Here is a 26,780-nt window from a genome sequence, read left to right as displayed (position 1 = left end):
GAGGGGCGACCTTCTTCACTTAGACAACAAGTTAGTAATAGCTTTCCCTTGACGTTTATGTAGACCAAGCTCTATCTGCATCACCATAATGTTACGTGACCAGCCATGTTCAATAGCTTCTTTTATGTAGAATAGCCTCGCTTCTTTGTCCTGAACTAAGTCCATTAGAAATACATTATGTCCCCACGGCAATTGGGCAACAAGTTGTTGCACAAATTCAATATCTTGATACTCCACTGCAAATTGACGCATATATTTCAAGTTTCTCGTGCTAAAACCTTTCATTTCCGGGAATTCAGCCTTTAAGTCTCTACTTAACTGCTCAATTACTTTAGATCCCCAACTCTGACTCTTTTGTTTTTCTAGAATCCGCGTTCCAATATAATGATAAAGCAGTAGCAGTTCTTTATTTACTGTTCTTGCTGCCTTATAACGACTAATAGCAATATGTTCTTTCAACTGCTCTAAAAATTCTGTATATTCTTTTCCTATAATTTTTGTCATAGTGTTCCTTTCAACGATTTTTATCATTATATGATCCCTTTATTCGTTGCAATAACAATCTTTCTCTTCGGCTTCACACCTGCAACTTTTAACTCTGCTTTGATTCGTTGCCTGAGCTCCAATAAATCCTTTATTTGAACTTCCCCGTACCGAACTACATGGTCACCATATGCAATTGAGACAACCCTTTCCCCGCTTTGCAGCTTCTTTATCGCTTCTTCAACTTGGGCTAAATATTCACTGCTGTACATTCTTCTCACCCAGCCATCTACTCTTTCTTACCTTTTTAGGCTTTTTAGTTTTTTCACCTACTAAACTCTCCCACTTACTCTCTGGCCATCTGTCTACTCCCAGTGCTATCGATGCTGCTCTTGCATAAACTCTGCAATCTAGTACTTCATTTCGGTCTCTTATCTTTTGCCACTCTTGTTTGGTATATCCTTTTACTACTTTGGTAATTAGTTGCTCTGCGGTTAGCTGTTTAAAATACTCAGGTGTATAATCTGGAAAATGACAATACCCCGGCGCCCCTTCTGTTAAAACATTCAGCAACTGAAACAATTCTGACTTTAATATCGATACTCCAACTGGCCACAGCTTCATTCCTCTCTTTAGCTTTTGTCCGCTAACTGTTACATCAACTCTACTTGGGCTGCTCAGTGGCACTAGCGCTTTGTTTGCCCCTTTTACTGCCATTACTCTCCCTGACCCTTGATGACTTCTTACCCAGTTGTATACCTCTTGTGTTGCATACCCAGCATCTACCGCCATCATACTTATCATGTATTCAAGCCCATTTTCACCGATAAAATGATGATTTAATAACTCCGAAAGTTTTCCCCATACTTCTTCTCCTCCCGGATCTCCTTCAAATACCTGGTAGTCTATTGACCAACTTTCTCGGTTTTTTCCCCATGCTACTACTTCTACTTCTAACCGATCTTTTTGCACATCAACCCCTGCCGTTAACACTACTTTGCCACACTTGCATTGCCTTTACCGGTGATAAAACGTTTTATCGTCTTGACAGGTACACCTTGATAAGGTATATGATGCTTTTCACACCAAGCAGCTAAAACAGCAAAGAAACCACCATAACAATGCGCACCATCAGTTCCAAGGTTCTCTAATTGCATGAAAGTCAATAATAATTTTTTGTATCATGAAAAATATTTTTTGATGTAAAACTCAGGTCTGATACAACCTTTTATTTACTATCGTATTATCTTATTCAATCAAAAGGGGTTTTATTGGCAATCAAAACACCAGCACTAAATTTCTAATTAATCTCTTTTAAATTATGCAGCCAATGAATATGTGGATAAATACGCCACACACATTTAAAGTATTTATCCACATATTCATTAAGCTTATAAAAACTAAGGTATCATTCTTTCCCTTCATAGTCTTAATATAAGTTAAAATAGCATGCTTCCATGGTTCTCTCCGCGGTCTGATATGGCTAATTTGTATTTTAGCCAAGCCGCACTATACTTGTTAGGCGGAAGTGGACGGCAACATGTGTCTTACGAAGTCTATGCTTCAACCTAGGATCTTGCTTATCCCTTCCATCGGCATTGCTATCTTTACTTTACATCAAATTATCTACTTTTTGCATTTATTGATAACAGAATTCTGTTTTACTAACCAACATCCTATGCATAATTACAGACAACTTCCGCGCTACGGCAACAATTGCTTTCTTCATACCCTTCTTTTTTGCAAGCCTCAATCCCCAGCTTCTCAATTTAAATTTCCTTTTACATTTTACCAGTAAGACTTGTGCTGCTTCGTACAACACATTCCTACATTCTACTGGTCCCATTTTTGATATACTTCCATGCCGATCAATCTCTCCAGAAGCGTACTGTCTTGGGCTCAATCCCATATAGGCTCCAACTGCATAAGATGTTTCAAACCTATATGCATCATCTATCGCAGCTTTGTATGTCATTGCTACTATAATACCAACTCCTGGAACAGTAGTTAATAATTTACAATCCTCATCTTTTTTACCTTGCTCTGAGAGCATTTTGTCAAGTTTTCTTATCGATTCTTCTATTGTTTCTAAGCTATGTACTAATGCTTCAATTGAGTTCTTGCTAATTTCATCTAGCTCATTAATTATTTCTTGCACTTTTAAAATGAAACTTGTAGATCTGGCACGCTGATCAATTTTTATCCCGTATATTTTTAATAATCCTCTTATTGTTCCCTCAATTTTCTCTCTGCTACGTGTTAATTGTCTTCTGCTTCCAAGCATTATTTTAATCTGACAAGCTTCATCTGACTTTACTAATACCTCTTTAAATAGCCCAACTCTCATCATTTGTGCTATACCTCTTGCATCATTTTTATCATTCTTATTGATTCTTGCAGACAATGCTGCTGCCATATGCCTTGCATCTACACAAGTTACTGGCAATCCAAATCTCCTCAATTCTTTGCACATTGATATTGATAGTTGTCCACTTTCTATCCCTATTGCTTCATATTTTTTGCTTTGACTAAGCAAATACTCCGCTATTGTACTGCTTTCACTTACAATAACTTCTTCTTTAACAATTTTTCCTTTCTCATCAACGATACTGATAAAAGTTTCTTTGAGTGAGACATCTAATCCACTATAATATTTCATAAGACTGCTCCTACTGTAAAAGTTTAAATTATTTTTGAAGAACTAATTCTATTGAACTTGTTACTTCGTGCTAAAATAATGGAGTATGTCTCTCCATCATTCAATAGCAATTACAGTATGTGTCTTCTTACTTCTTCAAAATACACTACAGAAATGTCTTTCAAGGAATTAAGCCAATTACTAAAACTTAAGAAGCACATGCCACCTCCGCTGAAACGGCTACCATGAAAACTCTCACCTCCGCTTTGAATTACTCCATCTGTAAGAATAGCCCAGCCTGTTTGTTTGCCGAGGTCGAGTGTTAAAATAGACATCCTAAATTACAAAGACCCCATCTTGATAACGCAAAAAATGACTAAATTCTCCGAACTGTAGAACACGTTCATCACTTGCTTCTTCTGATCTAGATAAGTAAAATGCCCTATTATGCCACATATCTATATTTGTATCGTGTTTACACAGCAAAACAGCGCAATTTACTGTCCTTGCTATATTGGCACAACAAAGCTGCATTACGGTGAGTACAGATATTTTCATCTCCTCCAAATAAATCTGAAGCTGCATCCAATATCACAAGTTTTGGTTGAAAAGATTTTATGTCTTCAAGCAAATCGTGAAAATAAGGGACCTGTATAGCTGTCATTGAAAACTATAAGTGAATTATTTTCACCTACTCGAGATAATAAACGAATATTGTTGACAAGATCAGAATTCAGTTGGTATAATTCATTTATTGCACATTGCTTGCGTATAAGATCTTTTTTTTCATCCTCACAAAATAAAGCATATGTCTTAACTTGTTTAACATCTATACTGAGCCAAGGTTTTCCGGTAGCAACTGCTGTCATTAATTGCTGAGCGAGAAGGGACTTACCAACTTCATAATCACCACTGAGATATCCCTACAGAGAGCCAATTTTGTACTGTGAATTCTTTTTCAGGAGGTGAACCAACCCACTTTTACTCTTGAACAATCTATTGCATTTATCATAAAATTACCAAAACATTGACTACGAGCAGCACTAAATATCGTTTGGTTCCTTCAAAATACACTAGCAATTTATAGTTTTTTGCTGACCAACAACGGAAATCCAAGAATCATCCTACAAGGTAATCTGTTTCATTGCCCCTATACTAATGTATTACCGTGTTTCTCATGGTTTTTTATGATGAATTTGAAAAAAAAGTTAAAATAATTTTAAATTGCAAAGTTGATTGTCGGCTACGTAGCTGTGTTTTTACAATTTTTTCAAATTTTTCTTTACAAAGCATAAAAACCGTGATAAACTTGCAAGCAAGTTTGTTTTGTAACAGTAAGATTACTAAAGATGCCTTTTATTTGCGTTTTAAAGGGGTCTACACGCATTAATTTAAAAAAGAAGGATTTCTATCCTACCTAAATTACAAATAGTGTTATAAGGACCTCCTAAAGCGTTTTAAAGGGTAGGGACATTTTGTCACCCTCCTTATGGTAGAAGTAACATGAGTTGGCTATTGCAAAAACATCAAGTGAGTTTTATAAATAAGACCTTCATACAAATTTTTTCTTTACAATGAATAAAAATGACGCTAAACTTACTCGTAAGTTTATTTGCACCAATGGAATCATTAGAAACGCTTTTTATTTGTCTTTTAAAGGGTGTTACAAGCGTTAAAGCTATCCCAGAGTTACAAAATCGTTTTAAAACGCAATTATGGACCTTTTGGTTTTCACCTCCTTTATCGGATAACTTTATATTTTTATTATAGGTTGTAGTAAGAGGGAAACGAACAGAGATATTGTATACAATTTTTTCTATGTATCAATTGACTGGCTCTGCGTCTAAAAATTTGTCACTTAAAGCAGAAGGTGCTATATATGAAGTATATGGCTAGGGAAGTATATGAACAACAAATCACTAGATTATAATGAAATTTTGTTCTATGAAACAGATGACGGAAAGGTATGTATTGAAGTTAGATTTGAAAATGAAAATCTATGGCTTACTCAGAAACATATGGCAGAGTTATTTGACTGTTCAATTGATAATATTTCATTGCACCTAAAGAACATTTATCTATGTAAAGAACTAGACAAAAATTCAACTACCGAGGAATCCTCCTATGATTGTTGTCAATAAGAAATTTCATATTTTGTAAAATCTTTAAAAACCCGGTTGTCTTTAAGTATGTAGAAAATGTCTGTCAGAGATCGGTAGCTCTCAATTGCATAAAAGTCAATAATGATTTTTGTATTACTCAAAACATTTTCTGATGTAAAATTCAGCTCTAATGTAATTTTTTATTTATTACTGTACCATCTTATTCGATCAAAAGTTGTTTCATTGACAACAAAAATACTAATACTAAGTTTTTAATTAATATTTTTAAATTAATGTAGCTAATGAATATGTGCGTCTACATACACTTAAAGCACATATTCATTTGGCTTATAAAAACTAAGGTATCATATTTTCCCTTACAATTATTGTTCAATAAAAAATTCAAATTTTGTAAAATCTTCAAAAATCCAGTTCCTTTTCAGTGTATAGAAAATGGTTGTTAGAAATTTTCTAGCAGTTGCAATAATAGCCTTAGCAGAACCACGCTTCTTTTTCACATGCTCGTAAAAACTTTTCAGGTAAGGACTATATCGTATAGCGACCCAGGTACACTGTACTAAAGAAGTTCGTGCCATTTTTGGCCCATATTTGGTGATTCTTCCAATAGTACATTGCTGATTAGATTGAGAAACTGATGGTACAACTCCGAAATAAGCAGTGAGCTTTTCAGGATTGCTAAAATCATTAATATCGCCAATTGTCGTGATAAAAACTGCTACAGAAATTGCACCAATACCTTTAATACTGATAAGGTTATTAAATCCAGGAAGTTGCTTAGCAAAAGCAGTAATTTCTTCTTTAAGCTTCTTGAGATTTTCTCTAATAGCTTCCAGTTGATAGATAATTACTTCAATCTCTATCTTTTCTATATAATCCCAATTGTGTTTTTGAATAGAGCGTTCAAATCCAGCTTTAGTTGTCAGCGTTTCCTTCTTAATTTTTATCCCATGATAATTAAAAAGACCGTGCATTTTATTGATTAGAGATACTTGTGATTTCACTAACTGCTCTCTTGTTCGAAGAAGAGAAGCTAACTGCTGGCATTGTTTGCTTTTACATCTCGCTTCAGGCAACATATCCTTGCTTAGAAAGAAAGCAATAGCTCTTGCATCATGCCTGTCTGTCTTCTTTACAGAGCGGCGAATAACTTCAAATTGCCAGGGTGCAATTATCACTGCGCGCTTGACGTAAGATGACACTGCATCATAAAAGAAACAGCTATTACCTGTAGCTTCGAAAGCTATTTCATCTTCTGATTTAAGACCTTCAACGAAATTGTCCAAGTTCTGTAAGTGAAATGTGCGAATATATTCTTGCTTTCCTGTTTCTAATACCAATTCCTAAAAATAAATAGACGAATAAAGAAAAATTTCTAAAATAGAATAATTTAAGAATTAGTGGGGAGTTATGGCAGGAAAAAGTAAAGCAATAGGAGAAGAATTATATAATAAGTGTAACCTGGAATTAAAGAAGCACGGCATAAGAGGAGAGATAGGAAGAAGATTACAGGCAATAATATCTGCAAAAGAATATGGAATAACAAAAGTTGCTCAAATATACCGAATTACTAGAACTACATTGATGAAGTGGATTACAAGATTTAAGGAAGGAGGAGTCAATGCGTTTAAAATACAACCAGGACGTGGAGTAAAGCCGAAGTTGAGCTACAAGCAGCAAGAAGAAATTAAAAATGTCATAGCAGAAGAAGGAGCCAACCTAACGGCTAAGAAATTAAAAATCATAATTGAGAAAATGTTTTCTATTGAGGTAAGTAAGTCTACAGCACATAGACTGATGCAAAAGTTAGGTTTTTCGTATATTACTCCAAGGCCTGTGCACAATAAACAGGATAAAAATAAACAAGAAGAGTTTAAAAAAAAATCTTAATGAAACTATTGTCACGTATCCCGAAAAAGAGCTATTTTTCTTCGATGAGTCGCGGTTTGGCACACATTCAAAGATTGGACACGGGTGGTTTAAAAAAGGCATTAGGACACAGGTTAAGGTAAAATTAGGTAGGCAAAACTTTTATCTCTATAGTGCAGTTAATCCTAGAAATGGAGAGAGTTCTAGCTTATTCGTACCAAACGTCAATACTGATTGTATGAATATATTCCTTGAGCAGATGTCACAATATTTAGGAACAAGGGAGGCATTTCTTGTTGTGGATTGTGCAGGATGGCATAGATCCAAAGGTTTAAAAATACCACAAAATATTACCTTAATCTATTTACCTCCATATTCACCAGAGTTAAATCCAGTAGAGCGTTTATGGCAATATTTGAAAGACAATCTCATTAAAAATAGAATATATGACTCTGTTAGTTTATTGGAGGATACTGTATGTGCATTCATTCGTAATATTACGGAAAGTTCGATCAAAACCATTTGTTCTGTGAGTTATTTGCCTACTTATTTATGAGATTTGGTATAAGTAGCAAACAGTAAAGCTATTAGTATGTAAATCAATACCTATGTAACGCATAAATTTTCCCTCTTATTGAATACTACAAAATATCAGAGTAGAATATTACCGGTTGGTCCAACCTCCTATACGCGGTCACCAAATTTTATGGGCCGCACGATGGTTTTCGGTGGCAGGGGCGGTTAATCTCGATAACGAGGTCTAATCCCATTATTGCATATAAAAGCAAAATAGGGCCTCATGAATCCTTTCAACCTGCCACCTATCCACTCTGAGAAGTTATTATCTTCTCATGCTTCCAGCCAAGCAATAACAATTCATATCATCTCGATAGTTGTGAGAGAATTAGCAACAGAAGTTGCAAGAGTTGTGAATAAAAATACTTGGGACGTGGAAAATGTTTCAGCAGGTGAATTTATATCAGCAGGAGGAGATGATTTTAGACCAGAATTAGATGCATATCTAGTGTGGTTGGTCGAATGGGTTCATGAGCTACATACAGGTCAATCAATGTGGTTAGAAACTGGTATTATACCGCATATTATTAGTGTGGGGGAAAATGTTAGACCATAATTTTGCGATTGCAGAGCTAAATAGAAGGCTAGCGAACATTATTCGTATAGGTCTAGTTAAAGAAGTAGACTATGAAAAAGCAAGAGTGCGGGTAAAGGTAGGAGAATTTTTAACCGATTGGCTTCCGTGGGTAACGGCAAGAGCAGGAGAAGATAGAAGTTGGTTTTCCCCAGATATTGATGAGCAGGTGATGGTATTATCGCCATATGGAGAGTTGTCATTAGGGGTGGTGTTACCGGCAATTTATCAGCAGAAGTATTTTCCCTCGGAATGCCGAAAAGACGCGCATATTTTAGAGTTTAAGGATGGAACGAAATTATCGTACGATAAGGAGAATCATCATCTTGAGATTGAAGTAGTAGATAAAATAACGCTAAAAGTTGGAAAATCGAGTATAGAGATGACAAAAGAAGGAATAAAACTTAAGGGAAGGAGAGTTGATCTCAATTGACATGAGAAGAGCTATAGTTTGTATAGGAGATCATTGCATGGGGATACCGGTTCATGTTTGTATGAGTGGAAGTAACGACGTTTTTATAAACGGTAGATCTGTTTGTCGAAAAGGAGATATCTTAACTCTAGGTGAGAAACTAACGCAAGGGTCAAACAGCGTATTTGTTAATGATATTGGTATTGCACGAGTTGGTGATTTAGCCTCATGTGGTTTTAAGGTAGTAAGTGGAAGTAGCAGCGTTTTTTCTGGATAAAGATATGAAGGGAATGAGTGCTGAAACAGGTAAGGCATTAGAAGGTTTGGAGCATTTAAAACAATCAATTACTGATATTTTAACCACTCCTATTGGATCACGTATTATGAGAAGAGAGTATGGATCAAGATTATTTGAATTAGTAGATAAGCCAGTAAATCGTGATTTTACATTAGAAATTTACGCAGCAACCGCTGAGGCATTGCAGAAATGGGAAAAGAGGTTCAAACTGGAAAAGGTAAAAATTACAGAGGTAAAAGAAGGGAAAGTCACAATTTCTTTGGATGGGATTTATCTACCAAATGGGGAAAAGATTCGCTTTGATGGAGTTGTGGTATAAAGATGGAGCAGCCTAACATTATTGAGCCACTGAACTTCGAAGAAATCTTTTCACGTATGAAGGAGGAGTTGATACGTCGAGACTCAAGTTTTACAGTATTGGTAGAAAGTGATCCAGCAATAAAGATTTTAGAGGTAGCAGCATGGCGAGAACTTTTGCTCAGAGAAAGAATAAACGAAGCAGCAAGGGGCAACTTACTTAAGTTTGCAAGGGGAGAAGAACTTGATGATTTAGCTGAATTTTACGGAGTGGAAAGGGAGAACGGGGAAAAGGATGAACGATTTAGAAAAAGAATCAAGGCAAGAATAGTTGGCTCAAGCACAGGAGGAAATTATCGGTATTATGCATTATCAGCAGATACGAGAGTAAAAGATGCATTAGTAGAATCACCTGTACCAGGAAAAGTACAAGTTTCAATCTTATCCACAGAATTATCCACACTGCCAGAAGAATTACTAGAAATTGTCAGAAATCAGCTAAACAGGGAGGATGTGAGGATTTTAACAGATACAATAGAAGTGGTAAGTTGCAATATTATAGAAATAGATATCCACAGTAAAATTAGCATTAAAAGACCAGATATTATTGAAACGGTGAAGAAGAAATTTATAGAAAAATTTGAAACAACGAAAAGATTAGGATGGAATGTAACAAGGTCGTGGATTATAGCGAATTTGTTCGTAGAAGGAGTAGAAAACGTGGAATTAATCGAGCCAAGAGAGGACGTTGTGGTACTGGGGAATGAGTGTGCTGCCTTAAGAAGTTTAAATGTTGAGTTGAATTAATGCTATTACCACCAAACGCAACAAAGCAAGAAAAAGCGCTGATTGATGCAATCGATTACAAAGTAGACCCAAGCTGTGTAAAAGGATTTAAATTTAGCCCAGGGGAAAAAGTATTGCCGTGGATAATAGAGGAATATGGGTTAGAAGAGATTCTGCGTTGGGCAAAAGAGAAAAGAAGAGCGATAAAAGAAGGGGTAGAATTTCAGCGTTTAAGAGGAACACCAGCGTCACTAAAAATAGCATTAAAATGGGCAAATATAGAAGATATTACAATTATTGAAGAGCCACCCGGAGAACACTTTTTTGAATTACAGATAGGGATAAAAGATGTTCCGAAAGACTTCTTTGTTGATGCAGTAGTAGAACTAGCAAAACTATCATTACCTGCAAGATCACGGCTAATGAGGATTTTTAACGATTATTATAATGCGCAGAGATTTATATTGGATGAGAGTTTATTTGGAGATCTTCTTTCTGACTATTCGGGGGTAAAAATAGAAAAAGATGGACCAGTGTTATCATTTGGGAGAGTAAATTTTTTCAGGTCTAGTGGTCCAGTTATTAGGATTATAGAAAACTATCTACGCGATCATTATGAGCAGGCATTAAGTAATGATCTGTATAGGCTAGATGTAGCAATACTTGGAGAAACCGAGCCTCACACAAAGAATTATAACGGTATTTATGAAAGAAGTCATCAGTGGAATAATTTAAAAACGTTATATCCGCTACCACAGAGCTTATTACCTGAGATTAAGTTTGCTAAAGCGCAGATAGTATTATCGGACAGTTGGAGTTTAGGAGAAATAAACGCATGTTTTCCAGTAAGTAGTATAGAAGAGAGGGGAAAAAGGTTTTTACTAGGAAGTGATAAGCTATCTGAACAAGTGTGGAATTTAAAATACAAGCCAATTTTAGAAAGGTTTCTCCGCTATTGTACTGCTTTCACTTACAATAACTTCTTCTTTAACAATTTTTCCTTTCTCATCAACGATACTGATAAAAGTTTCCTTGAGTGAGACATCTAATCCACTATAATATTTCATAAGACTGCTCCTACTGTAAAAGTTTAAATTATTTTTGAAGAACTAATTCTATTGAACTTGTTACTTCGTGCTAAAATAATGGAGTATGTCTCTCCATCATTCAATAGCAATTACAGTATGTGTACTAACTTGGCATGAACATCGACATTTGAACAGGTCCTGGGAAGAAAAACAGCCCATATGTTTAATACGCTAAATACTTATATTTATATCTTCATATATTACATTAACATTCGGTAAAAATGTGTGTTTTTTGAAAAAAAGAAGTTGCTTTTCCATGCCAAAACAGCTATAAATTAGGTAGGTGTAGGTAAACATAAGAAATTGATCTTGCACTGAAGTGAGCCAAATTGGCGACTTTATGTATGTTTTTATAGTGAGGTATGAAATGAGGTTTAGCAAGGAAAAGAGAGAAGCTTTTAATAAGTCATTTTATGAATTATTAGAGAACTCGTTTAAGAATATTAATGAAAAAGATGAAGAAGGGGAAACAGTATTGCACCATGCAGTAGAAATCTCCGATTGCAAAACAGTGAAGTTATTAATAAAAAAAGGAGCGGAGGTCAATGCAAGAGATAAAAAGGGTTATACACCACTGCACTGCGCAGTATTTGCGAGAAGTTTAGAAAATGTAAAAGTGCTGATAAGGGGAGGAGCAGATGTAAATGCTAGAAACGGTAAGAGAAATACGGCATTACATTATGCGAGCCTAATGGGGTATGAAGAGACGGTAAGGGAGCTAATAAAAGCGGGGTCAAATGTTAATACTGGGAACTACATAGGAAGAACGCCATTGCATAATGCGGTATTTATGAGGGAAATAGGGAACGTGAGAGCGATATTAGAAGCGGGAGGTGATGTAAATGCGAAAGACCAAAAAGGATACACGCCAATAGATCTGGCATATATGGCAAATAGTGAGGAGATAATGAGAGAGTTAGTGGCGAAGCAGAAGGTTATGGAAGTTGATTGAGAAAAGGAAGGAAATGGTGGAAAAGGAGGTGTTGTCATTAGAGAGAAAACCGTTGGCAGAGCTGAGGGAAATATGGAAGGATTTATTTCAATCTGACGCACCACCATACTCCAAAAAATCTTTAATAAAGCGCGTAGCTTATCGTTTACAGGAAATTGCTTGTGGTAGTATGTCGGGTGAAGGGGAAAAAAAGCTTACCTCCCTTCGTAATCAATTGGAGCAAGGGAAGAAGGTATGGAGTGGTAATGCTTTACCGGTAGGAACAGTACTTACAAAAGAATATAAAGGAGAAATTCATAAAGTAACAGTAAGAGGGAAAAGATCATTTACATATAAAGATCAACTTTATACCTCACTATCTGCAATAGCAACTGAAATTGCAGGAACAAGATGGAATGGATTAGTTTTTTTTGGGGTGAAACAATGTTAAAACAAATTAGATATGCAGTATATACACGTAAATCGTGTGAAGATAAAGTTGAACAAGAATTTAATAGTCTAGATGCACAGAGGATGTCTGGAGAACATTATATAAAAAGCCGACAACAAGAGGGATGGGTTACAGTGGATAAACGATATGATGATGAAGGATATTCTGGAGGGAATTTAAAGAGGCCAGCACTACAGAAGTTATTTGGAGATATCAAAGCAGGCACAATAGATTGTGTGGTGATTTATAAAATAGATCGCTTATCAAGGTCATTACTTGACTTTGCAGAAATAGTGGATTTATTTGATAAACATAAAGTTACGTTTGTGTCAGTTACACAATCATTCAATACAGCAGACCCTATAGGTAGATTAATGCTAAACATCATACTGAGCTTTGCGCAATATGAAAGGGAGTTAGCAGCGGAAAGAATAAGAGATAAAATAGCAGCATCACGTAAGAAAGGTTTATGGACAGGAGGTCTGCCACCACTTGGATTTGATGTAAAAGATAAAAAGCTGGTTGTGAACGAAAAAGAAGCAGAGTTAGTAAAGAATATATTTGAGAGTTTTGTAGAGACAAAGTCTGCGATTAAAACCCTTAGGGAATTAAATGAGGAAGGACATTGTACAAAGAAGTATAAAAAGAAATCTGGCCAAACTTTCGGAGGAGATTCATTTCAAAAGTATTATTTATATCGCGTTCTGACTAACCCAATCTACAATGGTCGTATAAAATATAAAGAAAATCTATATCCTGGGCAGCATGAAGCAATAATTGATGATGAACTATGGCAAAAAGTGCAAGCTACTTTTAAAAATCCCGAGAGTAGGAAAAGTCCAACAGCAACAAATCATTTATTAAAGGGGATAATAAGTTGTAGCTGCGGAGCATCAATGAAGTCATGTTATACTCAGAAGAAAAGGAGAAATTATTGTTACTACGTCTGTAGAAATCATCAACAGGGAATAGAATGTACATTTAGCCAGCGTCATATTGCAGCAGGTGAGATAGAACAAACAGTAATAAAATATATGCCACAGATACTGAGTAATCCACTTAATTGTGAGAAGGGTATAAGTGAAGAAACGTGGAATAATCTATCCCCGATAGAGCAAGAGAAAATAATTCGTCAGGTAATTAAAAACTTAAAGGTATGTGAAGATGGTATTGAATTCTGCATGAACAAAAATGAAGAAAAAATTTTCATGCCAGTAAAATTTAAAAAACGTGGAGGAAGAACAATGATAATAGATCCTGAAGGGAAAGATAAGGAAGTAGATAATCCATTACTAAAAGCATTGGTGAGAGCAGATTTGTGGCAGAGGCAACTAAGTAGCGGAAAATTTGCAACTATAAACGAGCTCTGTGCCCATGAGAAGCTTGGATTAGACTATGTAAAACGCATTTTACGTCTAAATTATCTAGCACCGAAGATGAAAGAAGACATATTGAATGGAACACAACCCCGTTACCTAAAATTGATAGACTTCAAAAAAACCAAGATACCGATATTATGGAGTGAGCAGTTGGAGAAATTTTACGGCTCAACAGAAAAAGTTGCTTAGATACAAAATGCTGCAAAAAGTGCACATCTGGGCAACAACAGTGCTGCTAATATGCAGTAGGTTGCAGCCAATACCGGTCTAGGCAAGCCACACAGTCGTTAATTTGGCAGGCATAGCTGCTTATTATGTGGCTGGATATAGAACGCAGGTCGCAGCTACACTTTTTGAGTGTTCAGCGTCACTATGAGGGCACCCCTTCAATTAAACAAACAGGAGTAGCTAAAATCTATTTTTTCTTACGTTTAATATTGAAAGAAGCTATAAACTATGTTCATGGAGAAAACAGGTCCTCTTTAGCGTCACGCGAAATTCATTTATTTACTCATTTACTTTTCTCAAAATAGCAAAAAAGTACCTACCTTTTTGAGAAAAATAGTAGAAAATTAACAGATTACGGAAAGAAAACAGGAATTTTGGGGCAAATAATTAGACAAACGGGTTTTGTGTTGTGGTAAATTACTATAGAGAGAAGTTCGTAAAACACGACTGGTGATCCCGACGCGATTCGAACGCGTGACCCACTGATTAAAAGTCAGTTGCTCTACCGGCTGAGCTACGGGATCATTTCATTTTTCAGCTATACTAAACATCAATACAGTTTTTATCCGTTTTAATCAAACTAAAATTTTCATGTGTGGTTAAATAAATTATATAATATACTGCGTTAGTGATAATTTAGTTAAAAAATCTATGGATAATTTAAAAAATTTTTAAAGGAAAACTTCTTGTTAATTTTCAGTTCACAGATTTATTTGGATGGTGTGAAGTATAACGCTAAGGAGATAAGAAAAATAGAAAACTGTATATACCCTGCAGAATTTGTGCACTATTATAATGCTTAGCAATAGCCTATAGCTAATACCAATTCCTAAAAATAAATAGACGAATAAAGAAAAATTTCTAAAATAGAATAATTTAAGAATTAGTGGGGAGTTATGGCAGGAAAAAGTAAAGCAATAGGAGAAGAATTATATAATAAGTGTAACCTGGAATTAAAGAAGCACGGCATAAGAGGAGAGATAGGAAGAAGATTACAGGCAATAATATCTGCAAAAGAATATGGAATAACAAAAGTTGCTCAAATATACCGAATTACTAGAACTACATTGATGAAGTGGATTACAAGATTTAAGGAAGGAGGAGTCAATGCGTTTAAAATACAACCAGGACGTGGAGTAAAGCCGAAGTTGAGCTACAAGCAGCAAGAAGAAATTAAAAATGTCATAGCAGAAGAAGGAGCCAACCTAACGGCTAAGAAATTAAAAATCATAATTGAGAAAATGTTTTCTATTGAGGTAAGTAAGTCTACAGCACATAGACTGATGCAAAAGTTAGGTTTTTCGTATATTACTCCAAGGCCTGTGCACAATAAACAGGATAAAAATAAACAAGAAGAGTTTAAAAAAAAATCTTAATGAAACTATTGTCACGTATCCCGAAAAAGAGCTATTTTTCTTCGATGAGTCGCGGTTTGGCACACATTCAAAGATTGGACACGGGTGGTTTAAAAAAGGCATTAGGACACAGGTTAAGGTAAAATTAGGTAGGCAAAACTTTTATCTCTATAGTGCAGTTAATCCTAGAAATGGAGAGAGTTCTAGCTTATTCGTACCAAACGTCAATACTGATTGTATGAATATATTCCTTGAGCAGATGTCACAATATTTAGGAACAAGGGAGGCATTTCTTGTTGTGGATTGTGCAGGATGGCATAGATCCAAAGGTTTAAAAATACCACAAAATATTACCTTAATCTATTTACCTCCATATTCACCAGAGTTAAATCCAGTAGAGCGTTTATGGCAATATTTGAAAGACAATCTCATTAAAAATAGAATATATGACTCTGTTAGTTTATTGGAGGATACTGTATGTGCATTCATTCGTAATATTACGGAAAGTTCGATCAAAACCATTTGTTCTGTGAGTTATTTGCCTACTTATTTATGAGATTTGGTATAACACGTCATACCGCCGCGGCGCTAACACGTAGCGGAATGACGGTTTTTCAAATTGTCAGTAAATCTAAGTTAGTTTAGCTATAACAGATAAATATTTCTTGCATTTCAGCCTGAGTGATTTATGCTTTAAGCAAGAATTGGGGGCATAGCTCAGCTGGTAGAGCATCTGTTTTGCACGCAGAAGGTCAGCGGTTCGATCCCGCTTGCCTCCACCAGTCTATATTAGCTCTAGCACGCCACAAAACCTGTCAAAACAGCTTATTTTAATCTACTTTCCTAAAAATCCCTATTTCTTTTCGTAACTTTTCTCTATACAAGTAATATTTGTTATTATAATTCTAATATATACCAATTTAATAATAAATTAATCAATAAATGTTAGAATACTAACAGTTAATTTATTGGTAATGCCTATGAGTGGAAAAAAGCATGTTTTTAAGATGGTACCTGGAAAGTCTCTTGTGATAAGCGAAGGAATGACATGCTATCCAGGCAAAAATGTTTGTTTAGGAACCTCTTTTTCTGGCAGAGATAATGCTGATGTGAGTAGACCATACAAAATTGCTAAACTTGCTTTTATACCGCTGAATGATAAAAGTGAAGAGGTGCTAACACTAAACGTAAACTTCTGTCAATTTCATAATGGAATGTATACTTGTCTTAATGAATCGGGACAAAGTCTGAACGCTAATAACTGGTATAACCGAGATGCCACTAATAATTCTCTTATATACCTTAATGATCAGCTAGTAAACGTAGTAATACCAATTCTCAATAATAATGAGACAAATGAAAAAGAGTGCTTTCCGCCTATAACTGGAGGTTTAAGTGAATTTATCGTATATTCTATTTGTCTTCCCAATAACGAAGTTTGGTATAACTAGTGTAGGAGATAACAGTGGAAGGTACAATAGTGTGGGTTTTCTTGCACAAGCTGTATCGTATCAATACGTAACGCGAGACGAAAGTGGTAAATACTATTTCTCAGATAAAAAAGGAAATATTATCGATTCACCTTACAATACAGCGCTGCAAAAAAACGTAGCACCTTGTAATGCAGGGGAAATAAAGGAAATAGTGAATAATATGTTACTTGATATACCTATTCAACTGCAAAAAATAATTTTTGAACTGAATTCAAATCAACTCCAGATTTTAGCACAGAATTTAACGAATGAGCAGCTGCAAAAAATAATTCCTGAACTAAATTCAAACCAGTAAGTAACTGAGCAGCTACATCCTCATCTGATGGACTTTCTCCATCTTTATCAGGCTCTCCAAGCTTTAGTGGATCATCTAACCAATCACCAGCTAAAAACCCTTGCTCAGGAACTAAATCCAGAAAAGTTACAAATAATTGTTCCTCTTTTAGATAAAAATCAGCTTACAAACCTAGTGAAAGACTTAAATCTAGACCAAGTAAAAGAAATTTTCCCTCACCTTAAAATGAATCAGTTTCTGGAGGCTATCAAGACAATAAGCAATGATCAGTTTGTAGAATTAATAAAAGATGCAGATGAGAAAATTTTAAACACTCTTTTTGATGAAGCGTTGAAAGATCGACTTCCAATCCTAGTACACAATTTAGAAGGAGATAGATTATACCAATTCCTAAAAATAAATAGACGAATAAAGAAAAATTTCTAAAATAGAATAATTTAAGAATTAGTGGGGAGTTATGGCAGGAAAAAGTAAAGCAATAGGAGAAGAATTATATAATAAGTGTAACCTGGAATTAAAGAAGCACGGCATAAGAGGAGAGATAGGAAGAAGATTACAGGCAATAATATCTGCAAAAGAATATGGAATAACAAAAGTTGCTCAAATATACCGAATTACTAGAACTACATTGATGAAGTGGATTACAAGATTTAAGGAAGGAGGAGTCAATGCGTTTAAAATACAACCAGGACGTGGAGTAAAGCCGAAGTTGAGCTACAAGCAGCAAGAAGAAATTAAAAATGTCATAGCAGAAGAAGGAGCCAACCTAACGGCTAAGAAATTAAAAATCATAATTGAGAAAATGTTTTCTATTGAGGTAAGTAAGTCTACAGCACATAGACTGATGCAAAAGTTAGGTTTTTCGTATATTACTCCAAGGCCTGTGCACAATAAACAGGATAAAAATAAACAAGAAGAGTTTAAAAAAAAATCTTAATGAAACTATTGTCACGTATCCCGAAAAAGAGCTATTTTTCTTCGATGAGTCGCGGTTTGGCACACATTCAAAGATTGGACACGGGTGGTTTAAAAAAGGCATTAGGACACAGGTTAAGGTAAAATTAGGTAGGCAAAACTTTTATCTCTATAGTGCAGTTAATCCTAGAAATGGAGAGAGTTCTAGCTTATTCGTACCAAACGTCAATACTGATTGTATGAATATATTCCTTGAGCAGATGTCACAATATTTAGGAACAAGGGAGGCATTTCTTGTTGTGGATTGTGCAGGATGGCATAGATCCAAAGGTTTAAAAATACCACAAAATATTACCTTAATCTATTTACCTCCATATTCACCAGAGTTAAATCCAGTAGAGCGTTTATGGCAATATTTGAAAGACAATCTCATTAAAAATAGAATATATGACTCTGTTAGTTTATTGGAGGATACTGTATGTGCATTCATTCGTAATATTACGGAAAGTTCGATCAAAACCATTTGTTCTGTGAGTTATTTGCCTACTTATTTATGAGATTTGGTATTACTAGACATTTTGATGGTTTTATGCGGAAAGAGGGTCCATTCAATTTAAAAATCGCTGAATATTTAAGTAATGAAGATATAAAAAACTTGAGAAAAGCAGCAATCCAAACTATGGATGAAGATGATTGTAAACTTGGAGAGCCTGATAAAGATGGAGAAAGTCCATCAGATGAGGATGTAGCTGCTCAGTTACTTACTGGTGCAAAGAAAGATACACTAGTAACTGAGGTTGCAGGTAATGAAGGGTTACAAGAAGCTGTAGTAGGCAATCAAGATTTAAGAACTGCAGTAACAAACACTTTGAAGGATGATGGAAATTTTCAAGCTGCTGTAAAAGGAGATCCTGATAAAGAAGCACGTAAGTCTTTAGAAATTGATATCATTTGTGGTGTTATAGCTGCATTGGTAGTCGGTGGTGGATGTTTTGCTGCTGGTGTTCAATTATCAGTATTAGCTATAGTTGGCATAGCTGTAGCTGCTGCGCTGGCAGTCGGAATTGTTGCTGGTGGCATTACATATGCAGTATTAAAACCTAGTAATAAACTAGATGAACCAGACTCAAACAAAGTAGCGAGTGTTGCTCATAACGCGTTATGAGTACTTTGGAGATCTATAATAAGTATGATCTCCAAATACTAATATATAATACTTAAAGAGATACTTTAACACTTTCTCTTAAGTACTAATCTGGAGGTTCGACAAGTTGCTGTTTAAAAGGTTGGGAAGTAGTTTTATTAGCATTGAAAATTACATAATATACATTATGGAAAATAAAATCACATAATATAAGAAGCAACGCTAAAAATAAAATCACATAATATAGCGAACTATAGCTAACCTAAGAAAGGTTTTCCTATGTCATACCGCCGCGGTATCTCTCAGCCGCTAACAAGTAGCGGGATGACGAGCTTATCGTCATCCCGCCGCGAACCGTCATACCGCGATTCATTCGCGGTATCTCGGCATAGATTCCGCTAACTAGTAGCGGGATGACGAATTTGTCGTTTTTCAAATTGTCGGTAAATCTAAGTCAGTTTAGCTATATAAAACATAGTATAAAAAGAGCTATTTCAGCAAAATTTTAAACAAATAAAGTTCATTAGCTTCACAATTGGCACTTTATGAGAAAAGTACACTTGATATACAGATTTAAAATACAAGTTAACGAATTATTATGATTTTTACCAAGATAATAATATAGTAAGGTTTGGTAGTGAGGTATCAAAATGGGAAAATACACTAATGCATGGTTTTATAAGAAGACTGACCCAAATCATCACGATTGTGCAAATGATGGCACTTGCGGGCAATCTATAAAGGATTTTAGGATTGGTGATTCTGATATTTTCTTCTATGATAGTAATGGAACAGCGATTGCGCAGATACCTAAGTTGCCTAACGGAAACTCTATTACATACCGTAATAATTTATATAAAACTGCACAATCAAAAAACTTTGGTGAGAATACAAAATACGTAGGATTACAAGATGTATTACCTAATCAATTCAATTTTGAATATGGAAAGTTGAATTGCGTAATACATTATGACAATGTATCGCAACGGGAGCAAGATCAAATAAAGCTTGATATTCAAAATGCCTATGAGGCATATAAAGCAAAGTTTTGTATGGATAGTGATACTCAAGTTACTGTGCATACCTATATTTTTAATAATGGAGATGATTATAGGAGATATGGCACTTTGGTTCCTAAGTTTTCATGGAGTCAATCTTCGCTCAATACTTCTGGTGGGATGACAAATGGAGAAAGCGTATTACTCTATAAAGATGTTTATACGGACAACGTTTTAGCTCATGAATTCGGTCATGTGTTTCAATTTAAGCTTTCCGAAGCAAAAGTAAGAGAATTGGACTTTGTAAATGGTCAGCTGATGGCAAATGCAATTGGACTTGAGGTAGAAGAAAAAAATTATAAAGCTATTTGCAAGCAGATGGGTGTAGATGAATATGAAGACCATGGATCGATGTTTAAATTTAAATATAAAGATACAACTGGTAGTATATACCGCAAGGATCTTTCAGAAGAAGAAAAATTTCAAATTATACAATGTGTCAAGAATTCTGGACTAGATGAATATAAAGACCGTGGATCGATGTTTAGTTTTAAATACAAAGGTACAACTTATAGTATATACCGCAAGGACCTTTCAGAAGAAGAGAAATTTCAATTTATTCAAGATATAAAGAACTCTCATGAATCGCTCGTTAGTGAATGTGATGGATTGGGGAATGAGAATACAGCTTTATCGATTTACGTTGATGAAAATAAGGAGATAAGTCGAATATATTTTCAAAACTCCGACAAAAATATATTCAAACAGCTAGATAAGACGCTTATAAGCAGAAGTAAGTCTGAAGAAGAGGCAAATGAAAACCGCACGAATCCAGAACCAGAAGAAGAACAAAAAGGCGATGAATACACAGAGTTTACAGGAGTGTTGCAATTTAAGTACAAAGGGACCAATTATGATATACAACACAAAGGTTATCTTTCAGCAGAAAAAGAAAAACTTCAATTTATCAAAGACATTAAGAACTCTCATGAATCGCTCATTAGTGAATGTGATGGATTAAATGAGGGGCCATTAAGTCAGAATGCAACTGTAGTAATTTCTATTGATGAAAATAAGGAGATAAGTCGAATGTATTTTCATAATCCAGACAAGAATATGTCCGAATGGTTAGATAAGACACATACTGTAATTGCTATTGAATGATGGAGAGACATACTCCATTATTTTAGCACGAAGTAACAAGTTCAATAGAATTAGTTCTTCAAAAATAATTTAAACTTTTACAGTAGGAGCAGTCTTATGAAATATTATAGTGGATTAGATGTCTCACTCAAAGAAACTTTTATCAGTATCGTTGATGAGAAAGGAAAAATTGTTAAAGAAGAAGTTATTGTAAGTGAAAGCAGTACAATAGCGGAGTATTTGCTTAGTCAAAGCAAAAAATATGAAGCAATAGGGATAGAAAGTGGACAACTATCAATATCAATGTGCAAAGAATTGAGGAGATTTGGATTGCCAGTAACTTGTGTAGATGCAAGGCATATGGCAGCAGCATTGTCTGCAAGAATCAATAAGAATGATAAAAATGATGCAAGAGGTATAGCACAAATGATGAGAGTTGGGCTATTTAAAGAGGTATTAGTAAAGTCAGATGAAGCTTGTCAGATTAAAATAATGCTTGGAAGCAGAAGACAATTAACACGTAGCAGAGAGAAAATTGAGGGAACAATAAGAGGATTATTAAAAATATACGGGATAAAAATTGATCAGCGTGCCAGATCTACAAGTTTCATTTTAAAAGTGCAAGAAATAATTAATGAGCTAGATGAAATTAGCAAGAACTCAATTGAAGCATTAGTACATAGCTTAGAAACAATAGAAGAATCGATAAGAAAACTTGACAAAATGCTCTCAGAGCAAGGTAAAAAAGATGAGGATTGTAAATTATTAACTACTGTTCCAGGAGTTGGTATTATAGTAGCAATGACATACAAAGCTGCGATAGATGATGCATATAGGTTTGAAACATCTTATGCAGTTGGAGCCTATATGGGATTGAGCCCAAGACAGTACGCTTCTGGAGAGATTGATCGGCATGGAAGTATATCAAAAATGGGACCAGTAGAATGTAGGAATGTGTTGTACGAAGCAGCACAAGTCTTACTGGTAAAATGTAAAAGGAAATTTAAATTGAGAAGCTGGGGATTGAGGCTTGCAAAAAAGAAGGGTATGAAGAAAGCAATTGTTGCCGTAGCGCGGAAGTTGTCTGTAATTATGCATAGGATGTTGGTTAGTAAAACAGAATTCTGTTATCAATAAATGCAAAAAGTAGATAATTTGATGTAAAGTAAAGATAGCAATGCCGATGGAAGGGATAAGCAAGATCCTAGGTTGAAGCATAGACTTCGTAAGACACATGTTGCCGTCCACTTCCGCCTAACAAGTATAGTGCGGCTTGGCTAAAATACAACCTGATGTTAATCACGATGCTGACGAAAACTACGTAGGCAATTACTCACTATGTAATCATGATTATCACCAACATGATGACCTAATATAGTAAAATAACGAACTTTTATCCCCTACCCTTCTAGTTATATTTATAACTTTGCAGATATGGGAGGCGATAAAGGGCACTTAAACAACTAGATAAAAAACTAGGTGGATCATTCGGAAATTCTTGCATTTTTTGTCTATAATTTTGTAAAGAAATAACTTTTACTTTATCATAATCAAGTTTCCAGAAAGAGAGTGGTATTGCTTAAATAATTAGATAAAAAACCAGGTGGATCATTCTGAAATTCTTGCATTTTTGTCCATAATTTTGTTAAACAACTTCCCTTTTGGTCATGTCGAACCAAATTTCTTTTTCACACCACCTTTTAAGCCACCGATGACAGCTTCGTTAGTTTTTGTCATAATGCGATCAAACACTCCCAATAACCTCTTTAATAGGTTTGGAGTTAGCGAAGAGATAAGATCAACAGATACGTTATTGTTTTTGTCATCACCACTTGCTTTATAGTCTATTGAAACGATTCCCCTACTTTTCCCACCAGTAAGAAGTTTCCCAATTATAGGAATTTTTAACAAAGATTTATTAATTGAATATGCTGGTATTACCTGTCCTTCAACTTGGAATTTATAATTTCTAATGTCGAGCTTACCGCTAGTGCTAATGCCTAATTCCGCCCCTTCAAGCCAAGATTCTTCAATTTCGACAGAGCCATCTTTGTATGAGAAAGGTACATTACATTTATAAAAGTATACACCTTCATCCTTTATAGCATTTACAATACCAGGAAGCGAAGACATCGATAATAAAGTAGTGAGTAGTGGAGCATCTTTGATATAAAAATTACTAATAGATAACATGCCATAATGTTCTTCATTTTCTCTTTGAGGAGATAGATAAAGAGAAAGTTTACCATTTTTGACTGATTTACTAATGCCTAAGGAACACGAAAGTATACCTGCATTATCCGCATATATTTCGAGCCCTATTCCACTGTATTCCGCTAGTATGTTGCTGCTATCTTCTAGAAACTGTCCTGTAAATTGACTTCCATTGCAATTACCTTTAGTACAGGTTACATTCAGCTTAGCATTTTTGATAACGACGCCTTCTTTCATAATTACATTGTCAACATTCATACTAATTTCTATATCTTTGTTTAATCCATTATTGTTTTTGCCAAGCAAGCCTAAAATATCACTCAAATTGATTTTCTCACCATAAATAGTTATGGCATTTTTTTCCTTACCTGATTCAATTTCTATACTAAAATCATTATCAGGCAATTTAAAACTACTAGAATTTAAATATAAATTTCCATTTCCTACTCTTCCGCTGAATTTTATATCTAGGTCATTTCCTATAACATCTAATTTGTCTACTAACAATTCATCGGCACCTTTTAATTTTACAGAGAACAAAACTTTATTGTGATCTTCAAAACGATTTTTCCACCCAAAATAACTTGAACGTGATTCAAGCTCTGATAAATCCATATTACCATTAACATGTCCCGTCTTATCTTGATTTATCACCAATTCTATATTTGTATTGACATAGCCACCTATATTTTCATCAAAATCAAGTATTTGAGCGGGTAAATCTCCGGTCAAATTCCAGGCAAAACTTTCATTCCTATTGCTACTTTTCAGGTCAAATAATAGCTGTGTGTTATTCACCATACCACTACCATTTAAATCTATAAAGTCACTGCCAAAACTAAGCTTAATGTCATATTTACCAAGACTTGCATTATAGACGGCCAAATTGTCAATTTCAGAATGAAAATTTGCTGAGAAGTCTACTTTTTTGTCATCAGCATTTAGATTAAAAATGCGAAAATTAAATACAGATTTTGCCATTCCACTTACTTTATCCCTTTCAACCTTCACCACATCATCCAGCTTAAATCTTATAGGCTCATATAAACCATACGCATCACTTACAGCTTGGCCATTAATGGTTAGAACTGAATTTTCCTTATTGAGAGATTTCATTTCAATATCACCACCATTAATAGTGAAATTCTGAAACTTAGCGCTATTTGCAGTAATTTTGAGATCGTTATTCTTGATGATCAAATCACCCTTTAATTCCTTTACTTGCTCAAAATCTTCATCAAATTTTACGCTACCATTTTCTATATCAGCAACAATTACAATGTCTGACAGATCGTCATCAACCAAATTGTTAATTTTGCCATTGAAACTTACAATGGTATTTAAAACATCCCCATTAATATTATCACAATACCAGCTTCTAAATTTACTATTCACTACACCATCTGGTACATAAGTACATAAATCCTTTGCAGCAAACTTGCTAATATTAATTCTAAGCAAAGCATGACTTGTACTAAAGTTCATCTTGCCTATTAAAGAGAGATACGTGTCATTTAACTTAAAATGGAAGTTTTTTACACTAATAATTCCATCACTATATGTTAAATTTATATTTACATTAGTTAAGGCCAAATTTTTGTTCAAATAATTTTCTGTATTCAATACGTATATATTTCCATCTACAATTTCATCCTTTTTATTAATTTTCACTGAGAAGCTTCCTTTGAATCCTATATTTTTGTCCAAATTGTAGCTTTTAACTAATGTAGAAAACTCGCTCAATAGTCCCAATTTTAGATTATAAAATGTCCCGTATACATTTAGCAAATTGTTGCGATTTTTTATTGTAATTGATAAATCATCCAAAAATCCCTTTCCATCTTTTGTATTCACATGAATATCTAAAACATTAAAATCTTCCCCCTTCCCTATATATAATTTATCAATAAAAAATTCATCTTCTGTGCTTTTATCAATAGCGATGTTAGTAAATTCAATTTTTGAATCCGCATTTAAGTCAAAAAAAAATTCCCTTATTGTTTTTAATAGATTTTTTGCACTGCTTTCTGTCATCTTGAAATTCTTCCCTGTCATTCCAGCACTCGTCCTTGTCATTCCAGCACTCGTCCTTGTCATCCAAGTAGCTTGACTACTTGTTTCTTTTTTTCTAGATTCCAGCGTCACGCGCTGGAATGACACCGAAGGAAGGCGGTTACTATTTAAATAATGATTATCCAAAAGGTCTAATGAGTTTTGCGGATTAACATTAGTTTCTTCTCTCTTGATACATACATGCACATTATCAGCTGAAACCTGAGAGAGATTTGTGCTAGCTTTAAATAAGGAACTTAACTTAAAATGTACAAAAAGCTCAGGAACTTTTATAGTAAAATTAGGGTTTGCTATTGCCAAATCTGTAATGACTAAATACGGATCTTTGCCATCTTTCTGCCAAACAACTGAGGTATTCTCCATATTAACGCTTGAGCCAACAAATATTTTTGATATTTTATGTTTAACATAAAAATTAATATAATTAATATTGATTTCTAAAGGCTTTAAAAAAATAAAGAAGCACAATATGAACAATAAAGCTACGGAAAATAATATAGTAATTTTTTTAAGCATCGATTATTGCTTTTCTTGCTAAAATATCAGCCTCCTCATTATATTTATTGCCACTGTGTGCTTTAACCCACTTCCAATCAATTTCGTGTTGTGAAGCAACGTTGTCTAGCTCTTTCCACAATTCCATATTTTTTACTGATTTTTTATTACTTGTTTTCCAGCCATTCATTTTCCACTTATTTATCCACTCTGTTATGCCATGCTTAATATAAAGACTATCCGTATATAAATTAATATTACAAGAAAATTTCAATACTTTTAGCCCATTGATCACCGCTGTTAACTCCATTTTATTGTTTGTGGTATTTTCTTCTCTACCATAAATGTCTTTTCTATAATCTTGAAATAATATGATAGCTGCCCATCCTCCCGCTCCAGGATTACCAGAACACGCCCCATCCGTGTATATTGTCACTTCTTTCTTACTCATCTTTGTTTATATCGGTTAACAAAGTATATAGTTGCTTTTATGAAAGCACAATTTCTAAAGGTAGTTTAAGCTGC

The 26,780-nt window shown here is 34.6% G+C and carries 24 protein-coding genes, 2 tRNA genes and 6 pseudogenes; 20 read left to right on the top strand and 12 right to left on the bottom strand.

Annotation, left to right across the window (positions count from 1 at the left end; translation table 11 throughout):
- Positions 1–18: 18 nt before the first annotated feature.
- The 8 genes and pseudogenes from AAGD99_RS01880 to AAGD99_RS01845 all read right to left on the bottom strand — a co-directional run.
- Positions 19–504, bottom strand: a pseudogene (locus AAGD99_RS01880) (DUF1016 N-terminal domain-containing protein); the annotation flags it as partial.
- A gap of 26 nt (positions 505–530) precedes the next feature.
- Positions 531–755: a gpW family protein gene (locus AAGD99_RS01875; protein WP_253309098.1), complete on the bottom strand. Its 225-nt coding sequence runs from the start codon at positions 753–755 to the stop codon at positions 531–533.
- Positions 742–1,482, bottom strand: a pseudogene (locus AAGD99_RS01870) (terminase gpA endonuclease subunit); the annotation flags it as partial. The pseudogene AAGD99_RS01870 and the gene AAGD99_RS01875, both read right to left, overlap by 14 nt.
- Positions 1,483–1,487: 5 nt before the next feature.
- A pseudogene (locus AAGD99_RS01865) lies at positions 1,488–1,628 on the bottom strand (Holliday junction resolvase); the annotation flags it as partial.
- A gap of 494 nt (positions 1,629–2,122) precedes the next feature.
- Positions 2,123–3,142 (bottom strand): IS110 family transposase, encoded by a 1,020-nt coding sequence (locus AAGD99_RS01860; protein WP_341822222.1) that lies wholly within the window; start codon positions 3,140–3,142, stop codon positions 2,123–2,125.
- A gap of 116 nt (positions 3,143–3,258) precedes the next feature.
- Positions 3,259–3,456 (bottom strand): annotated as a pseudogene (locus tag AAGD99_RS01855) (Holliday junction resolvase); the annotation flags it as partial.
- 140 nt (positions 3,457–3,596) lie between these two features.
- On the bottom strand, positions 3,597–3,752 hold the full coding sequence (locus tag AAGD99_RS01850) for a hypothetical protein (RefSeq protein ID WP_341822416.1): 156 nt from the start codon (positions 3,750–3,752) through the stop codon (positions 3,597–3,599).
- A pseudogene (locus AAGD99_RS01845) lies at positions 3,745–4,026 on the bottom strand (AAA family ATPase); the annotation flags it as partial. The gene AAGD99_RS01850 and the pseudogene AAGD99_RS01845, both read right to left, overlap by 8 nt.
- Positions 4,027–5,025: 999 nt before the next feature.
- Here AAGD99_RS01845 and AAGD99_RS01840 point away from each other — a divergent pair.
- On the top strand, positions 5,026–5,262 hold the full coding sequence (locus AAGD99_RS01840; RefSeq protein ID WP_341822415.1) for a hypothetical protein: 237 nt from the start codon (positions 5,026–5,028) through the stop codon (positions 5,260–5,262).
- Positions 5,263–5,606: 344 nt separating this feature from the next.
- Here the strand turns inward: AAGD99_RS01840 and AAGD99_RS01835 are convergent, their stop codons facing one another.
- A complete protein-coding gene (locus AAGD99_RS01835) occupies positions 5,607–6,581 on the bottom strand; it encodes an IS110 family transposase (RefSeq protein ID WP_341822414.1) in 975 nt (324 codons plus the stop codon).
- Positions 6,582–6,651: 70 nt separating this feature from the next.
- On the opposite strand from AAGD99_RS01835, the gene AAGD99_RS01830 reads away from it, so the two are divergent.
- The 10 genes and pseudogenes from AAGD99_RS01830 to AAGD99_RS01785 all read left to right on the top strand — a co-directional run bounded on the left by AAGD99_RS01830 (position 6,652) and on the right by AAGD99_RS01785 (position 14,091).
- Positions 6,652–7,666 (top strand): IS630 family transposase gene (locus AAGD99_RS01830; protein WP_341822214.1). Its coding sequence is split into 2 segments (ribosomal slippage): positions 6,652–7,116 and positions 7,118–7,666, totalling 1,014 coding nucleotides; the frame shifts between segments, so codons are not numbered across the junction.
- Between the two features lie 333 nt (positions 7,667–7,999).
- Positions 8,000–8,242: pseudogene (locus AAGD99_RS01825) on the top strand (hypothetical protein); the annotation flags it as partial.
- Positions 8,229–8,693: a phage baseplate assembly protein V gene (locus AAGD99_RS01820; RefSeq protein ID WP_341822319.1), complete on the top strand. Its 465-nt coding sequence runs from the start codon at positions 8,229–8,231 to the stop codon at positions 8,691–8,693. The pseudogene AAGD99_RS01825 and the gene AAGD99_RS01820, both read left to right, overlap by 14 nt.
- A 1-nt stretch (position 8,694) precedes the next feature.
- On the top strand, positions 8,695–8,949 hold the full coding sequence (locus tag AAGD99_RS01815; RefSeq protein WP_341823181.1) for a PAAR domain-containing protein: 255 nt from the start codon (positions 8,695–8,697) through the stop codon (positions 8,947–8,949).
- Positions 8,950–8,953: 4 nt separating this feature from the next.
- Entirely contained in the window at positions 8,954–9,289 is a 336-nt protein-coding gene (locus AAGD99_RS01810; RefSeq protein WP_341823190.1) for a GPW/gp25 family protein, read from the top strand.
- A 2-nt stretch (positions 9,290–9,291) separates the two neighbouring features.
- The gene (locus AAGD99_RS01805; RefSeq protein WP_341822413.1) at positions 9,292–10,074 is read left to right on the top strand and encodes a baseplate J/gp47 family protein; all 783 of its coding nucleotides are present in this window, start codon (positions 9,292–9,294) and stop codon (positions 10,072–10,074) included.
- A complete protein-coding gene (locus AAGD99_RS01800) occupies positions 10,074–11,093 on the top strand; it encodes a phage tail protein (protein ID WP_341822412.1) in 1,020 nt (339 codons plus the stop codon). Before AAGD99_RS01805 ends, AAGD99_RS01800 begins: the two co-directional genes overlap by 1 nt.
- Before the next feature lie 415 nt (positions 11,094–11,508).
- On the top strand, positions 11,509–12,093 hold the full coding sequence (locus AAGD99_RS01795) for an ankyrin repeat domain-containing protein (RefSeq protein WP_341822411.1): 585 nt from the start codon (positions 11,509–11,511) through the stop codon (positions 12,091–12,093).
- Between the two features lie 13 nt (positions 12,094–12,106).
- Positions 12,107–12,523 carry a DUF2924 domain-containing protein gene (locus tag AAGD99_RS01790; RefSeq protein WP_341822410.1) on the top strand — a complete coding sequence of 139 codons (417 nt, stop codon included), beginning with the start codon at positions 12,107–12,109 and terminating at the stop codon, positions 12,521–12,523.
- A complete protein-coding gene (locus tag AAGD99_RS01785) occupies positions 12,517–14,091 on the top strand; it encodes a recombinase family protein (RefSeq protein WP_341822409.1) in 1,575 nt (524 codons plus the stop codon). Before AAGD99_RS01790 ends, AAGD99_RS01785 begins: the two co-directional genes overlap by 7 nt.
- Positions 14,092–14,578: 487 nt before the next feature.
- Here AAGD99_RS01785 and AAGD99_RS01780 read toward each other — a convergent pair.
- Positions 14,579–14,654, bottom strand: a tRNA-Lys gene (locus AAGD99_RS01780).
- A gap of 372 nt (positions 14,655–15,026) precedes the next feature.
- On the opposite strand from AAGD99_RS01780, the gene AAGD99_RS01775 reads away from it, so the two are divergent.
- From AAGD99_RS01775 to AAGD99_RS01735, 9 genes are all read left to right on the top strand, one after another.
- Positions 15,027–16,041, top strand: a protein-coding gene (locus tag AAGD99_RS01775) for an IS630 family transposase (RefSeq protein WP_341822214.1) whose coding sequence is annotated in 2 segments (ribosomal slippage) — positions 15,027–15,491 and positions 15,493–16,041 — 1,014 coding nt in all. Because the reading frame shifts where the segments join, the coding sequence is not laid out codon by codon here.
- Positions 16,042–16,191: 150 nt separating this feature from the next.
- Positions 16,192–16,267, top strand: a tRNA-Ala gene (locus AAGD99_RS01770).
- A 198-nt stretch (positions 16,268–16,465) separates the two neighbouring features.
- Positions 16,466–16,936 carry a hypothetical protein gene (locus AAGD99_RS01765; RefSeq protein WP_341822408.1) on the top strand — a complete coding sequence of 157 codons (471 nt, stop codon included), beginning with the start codon at positions 16,466–16,468 and terminating at the stop codon, positions 16,934–16,936.
- A 31-nt stretch (positions 16,937–16,967) separates the two neighbouring features.
- Positions 16,968–17,273: a hypothetical protein gene (locus tag AAGD99_RS01760; RefSeq protein WP_341822407.1), complete on the top strand. Its 306-nt coding sequence runs from the start codon at positions 16,968–16,970 to the stop codon at positions 17,271–17,273.
- 27 nt (positions 17,274–17,300) lie between these two features.
- Positions 17,301–17,699 (top strand): hypothetical protein, encoded by a 399-nt coding sequence (locus tag AAGD99_RS01755; protein ID WP_341822406.1) that lies wholly within the window; start codon positions 17,301–17,303, stop codon positions 17,697–17,699.
- 31 nt (positions 17,700–17,730) lie between these two features.
- A protein-coding gene (locus AAGD99_RS01750) for an IS630 family transposase (protein WP_341822214.1) occupies positions 17,731–18,745 on the top strand; the annotation gives its coding sequence in 2 pieces (ribosomal slippage) (positions 17,731–18,195 and positions 18,197–18,745; 1,014 coding nt in all).
- A complete protein-coding gene (locus AAGD99_RS01745) occupies positions 18,742–19,353 on the top strand; it encodes a hypothetical protein (protein WP_341822405.1) in 612 nt (203 codons plus the stop codon). Before AAGD99_RS01750 ends, AAGD99_RS01745 begins: the two co-directional genes overlap by 4 nt.
- A 629-nt stretch (positions 19,354–19,982) precedes the next feature.
- Positions 19,983–21,494 (top strand): hypothetical protein, encoded by a 1,512-nt coding sequence (locus AAGD99_RS01740; protein WP_341822404.1) that lies wholly within the window; start codon positions 19,983–19,985, stop codon positions 21,492–21,494.
- 96 nt (positions 21,495–21,590) lie between these two features.
- Complete coding sequence (locus AAGD99_RS01735; protein ID WP_341822222.1) at positions 21,591–22,610, top strand: IS110 family transposase; 1,020 nt, start codon at positions 21,591–21,593, stop codon at positions 22,608–22,610.
- A 528-nt stretch (positions 22,611–23,138) separates the two neighbouring features.
- Here AAGD99_RS01735 and AAGD99_RS01730 read toward each other — a convergent pair.
- Together AAGD99_RS01730 and rnhA are read right to left on the bottom strand one after the other, a co-directional pair.
- Positions 23,139–26,276: an AsmA-like C-terminal domain-containing protein gene (locus AAGD99_RS01730; RefSeq protein ID WP_341822403.1), complete on the bottom strand. Its 3,138-nt coding sequence runs from the start codon at positions 26,274–26,276 to the stop codon at positions 23,139–23,141.
- Positions 26,269–26,706: a ribonuclease HI gene (gene rnhA / locus AAGD99_RS01725; RefSeq protein WP_253309066.1), complete on the bottom strand. Its 438-nt coding sequence runs from the start codon at positions 26,704–26,706 to the stop codon at positions 26,269–26,271. Before rnhA ends, AAGD99_RS01730 begins: the two co-directional genes overlap by 8 nt.
- Between the last annotated feature and the right edge of the window lie 74 nt (positions 26,707–26,780).

The organism is Wolbachia endosymbiont (group A) of Clivina fossor, from assembly GCF_964026865.1.
Taxonomy (GTDB): domain Bacteria; phylum Pseudomonadota; class Alphaproteobacteria; order Rickettsiales; family Anaplasmataceae; genus Wolbachia.
Note: the sequence above shows the minus strand (reverse complement) of the source record. Positions and strands in the feature narration are given on the sequence as shown.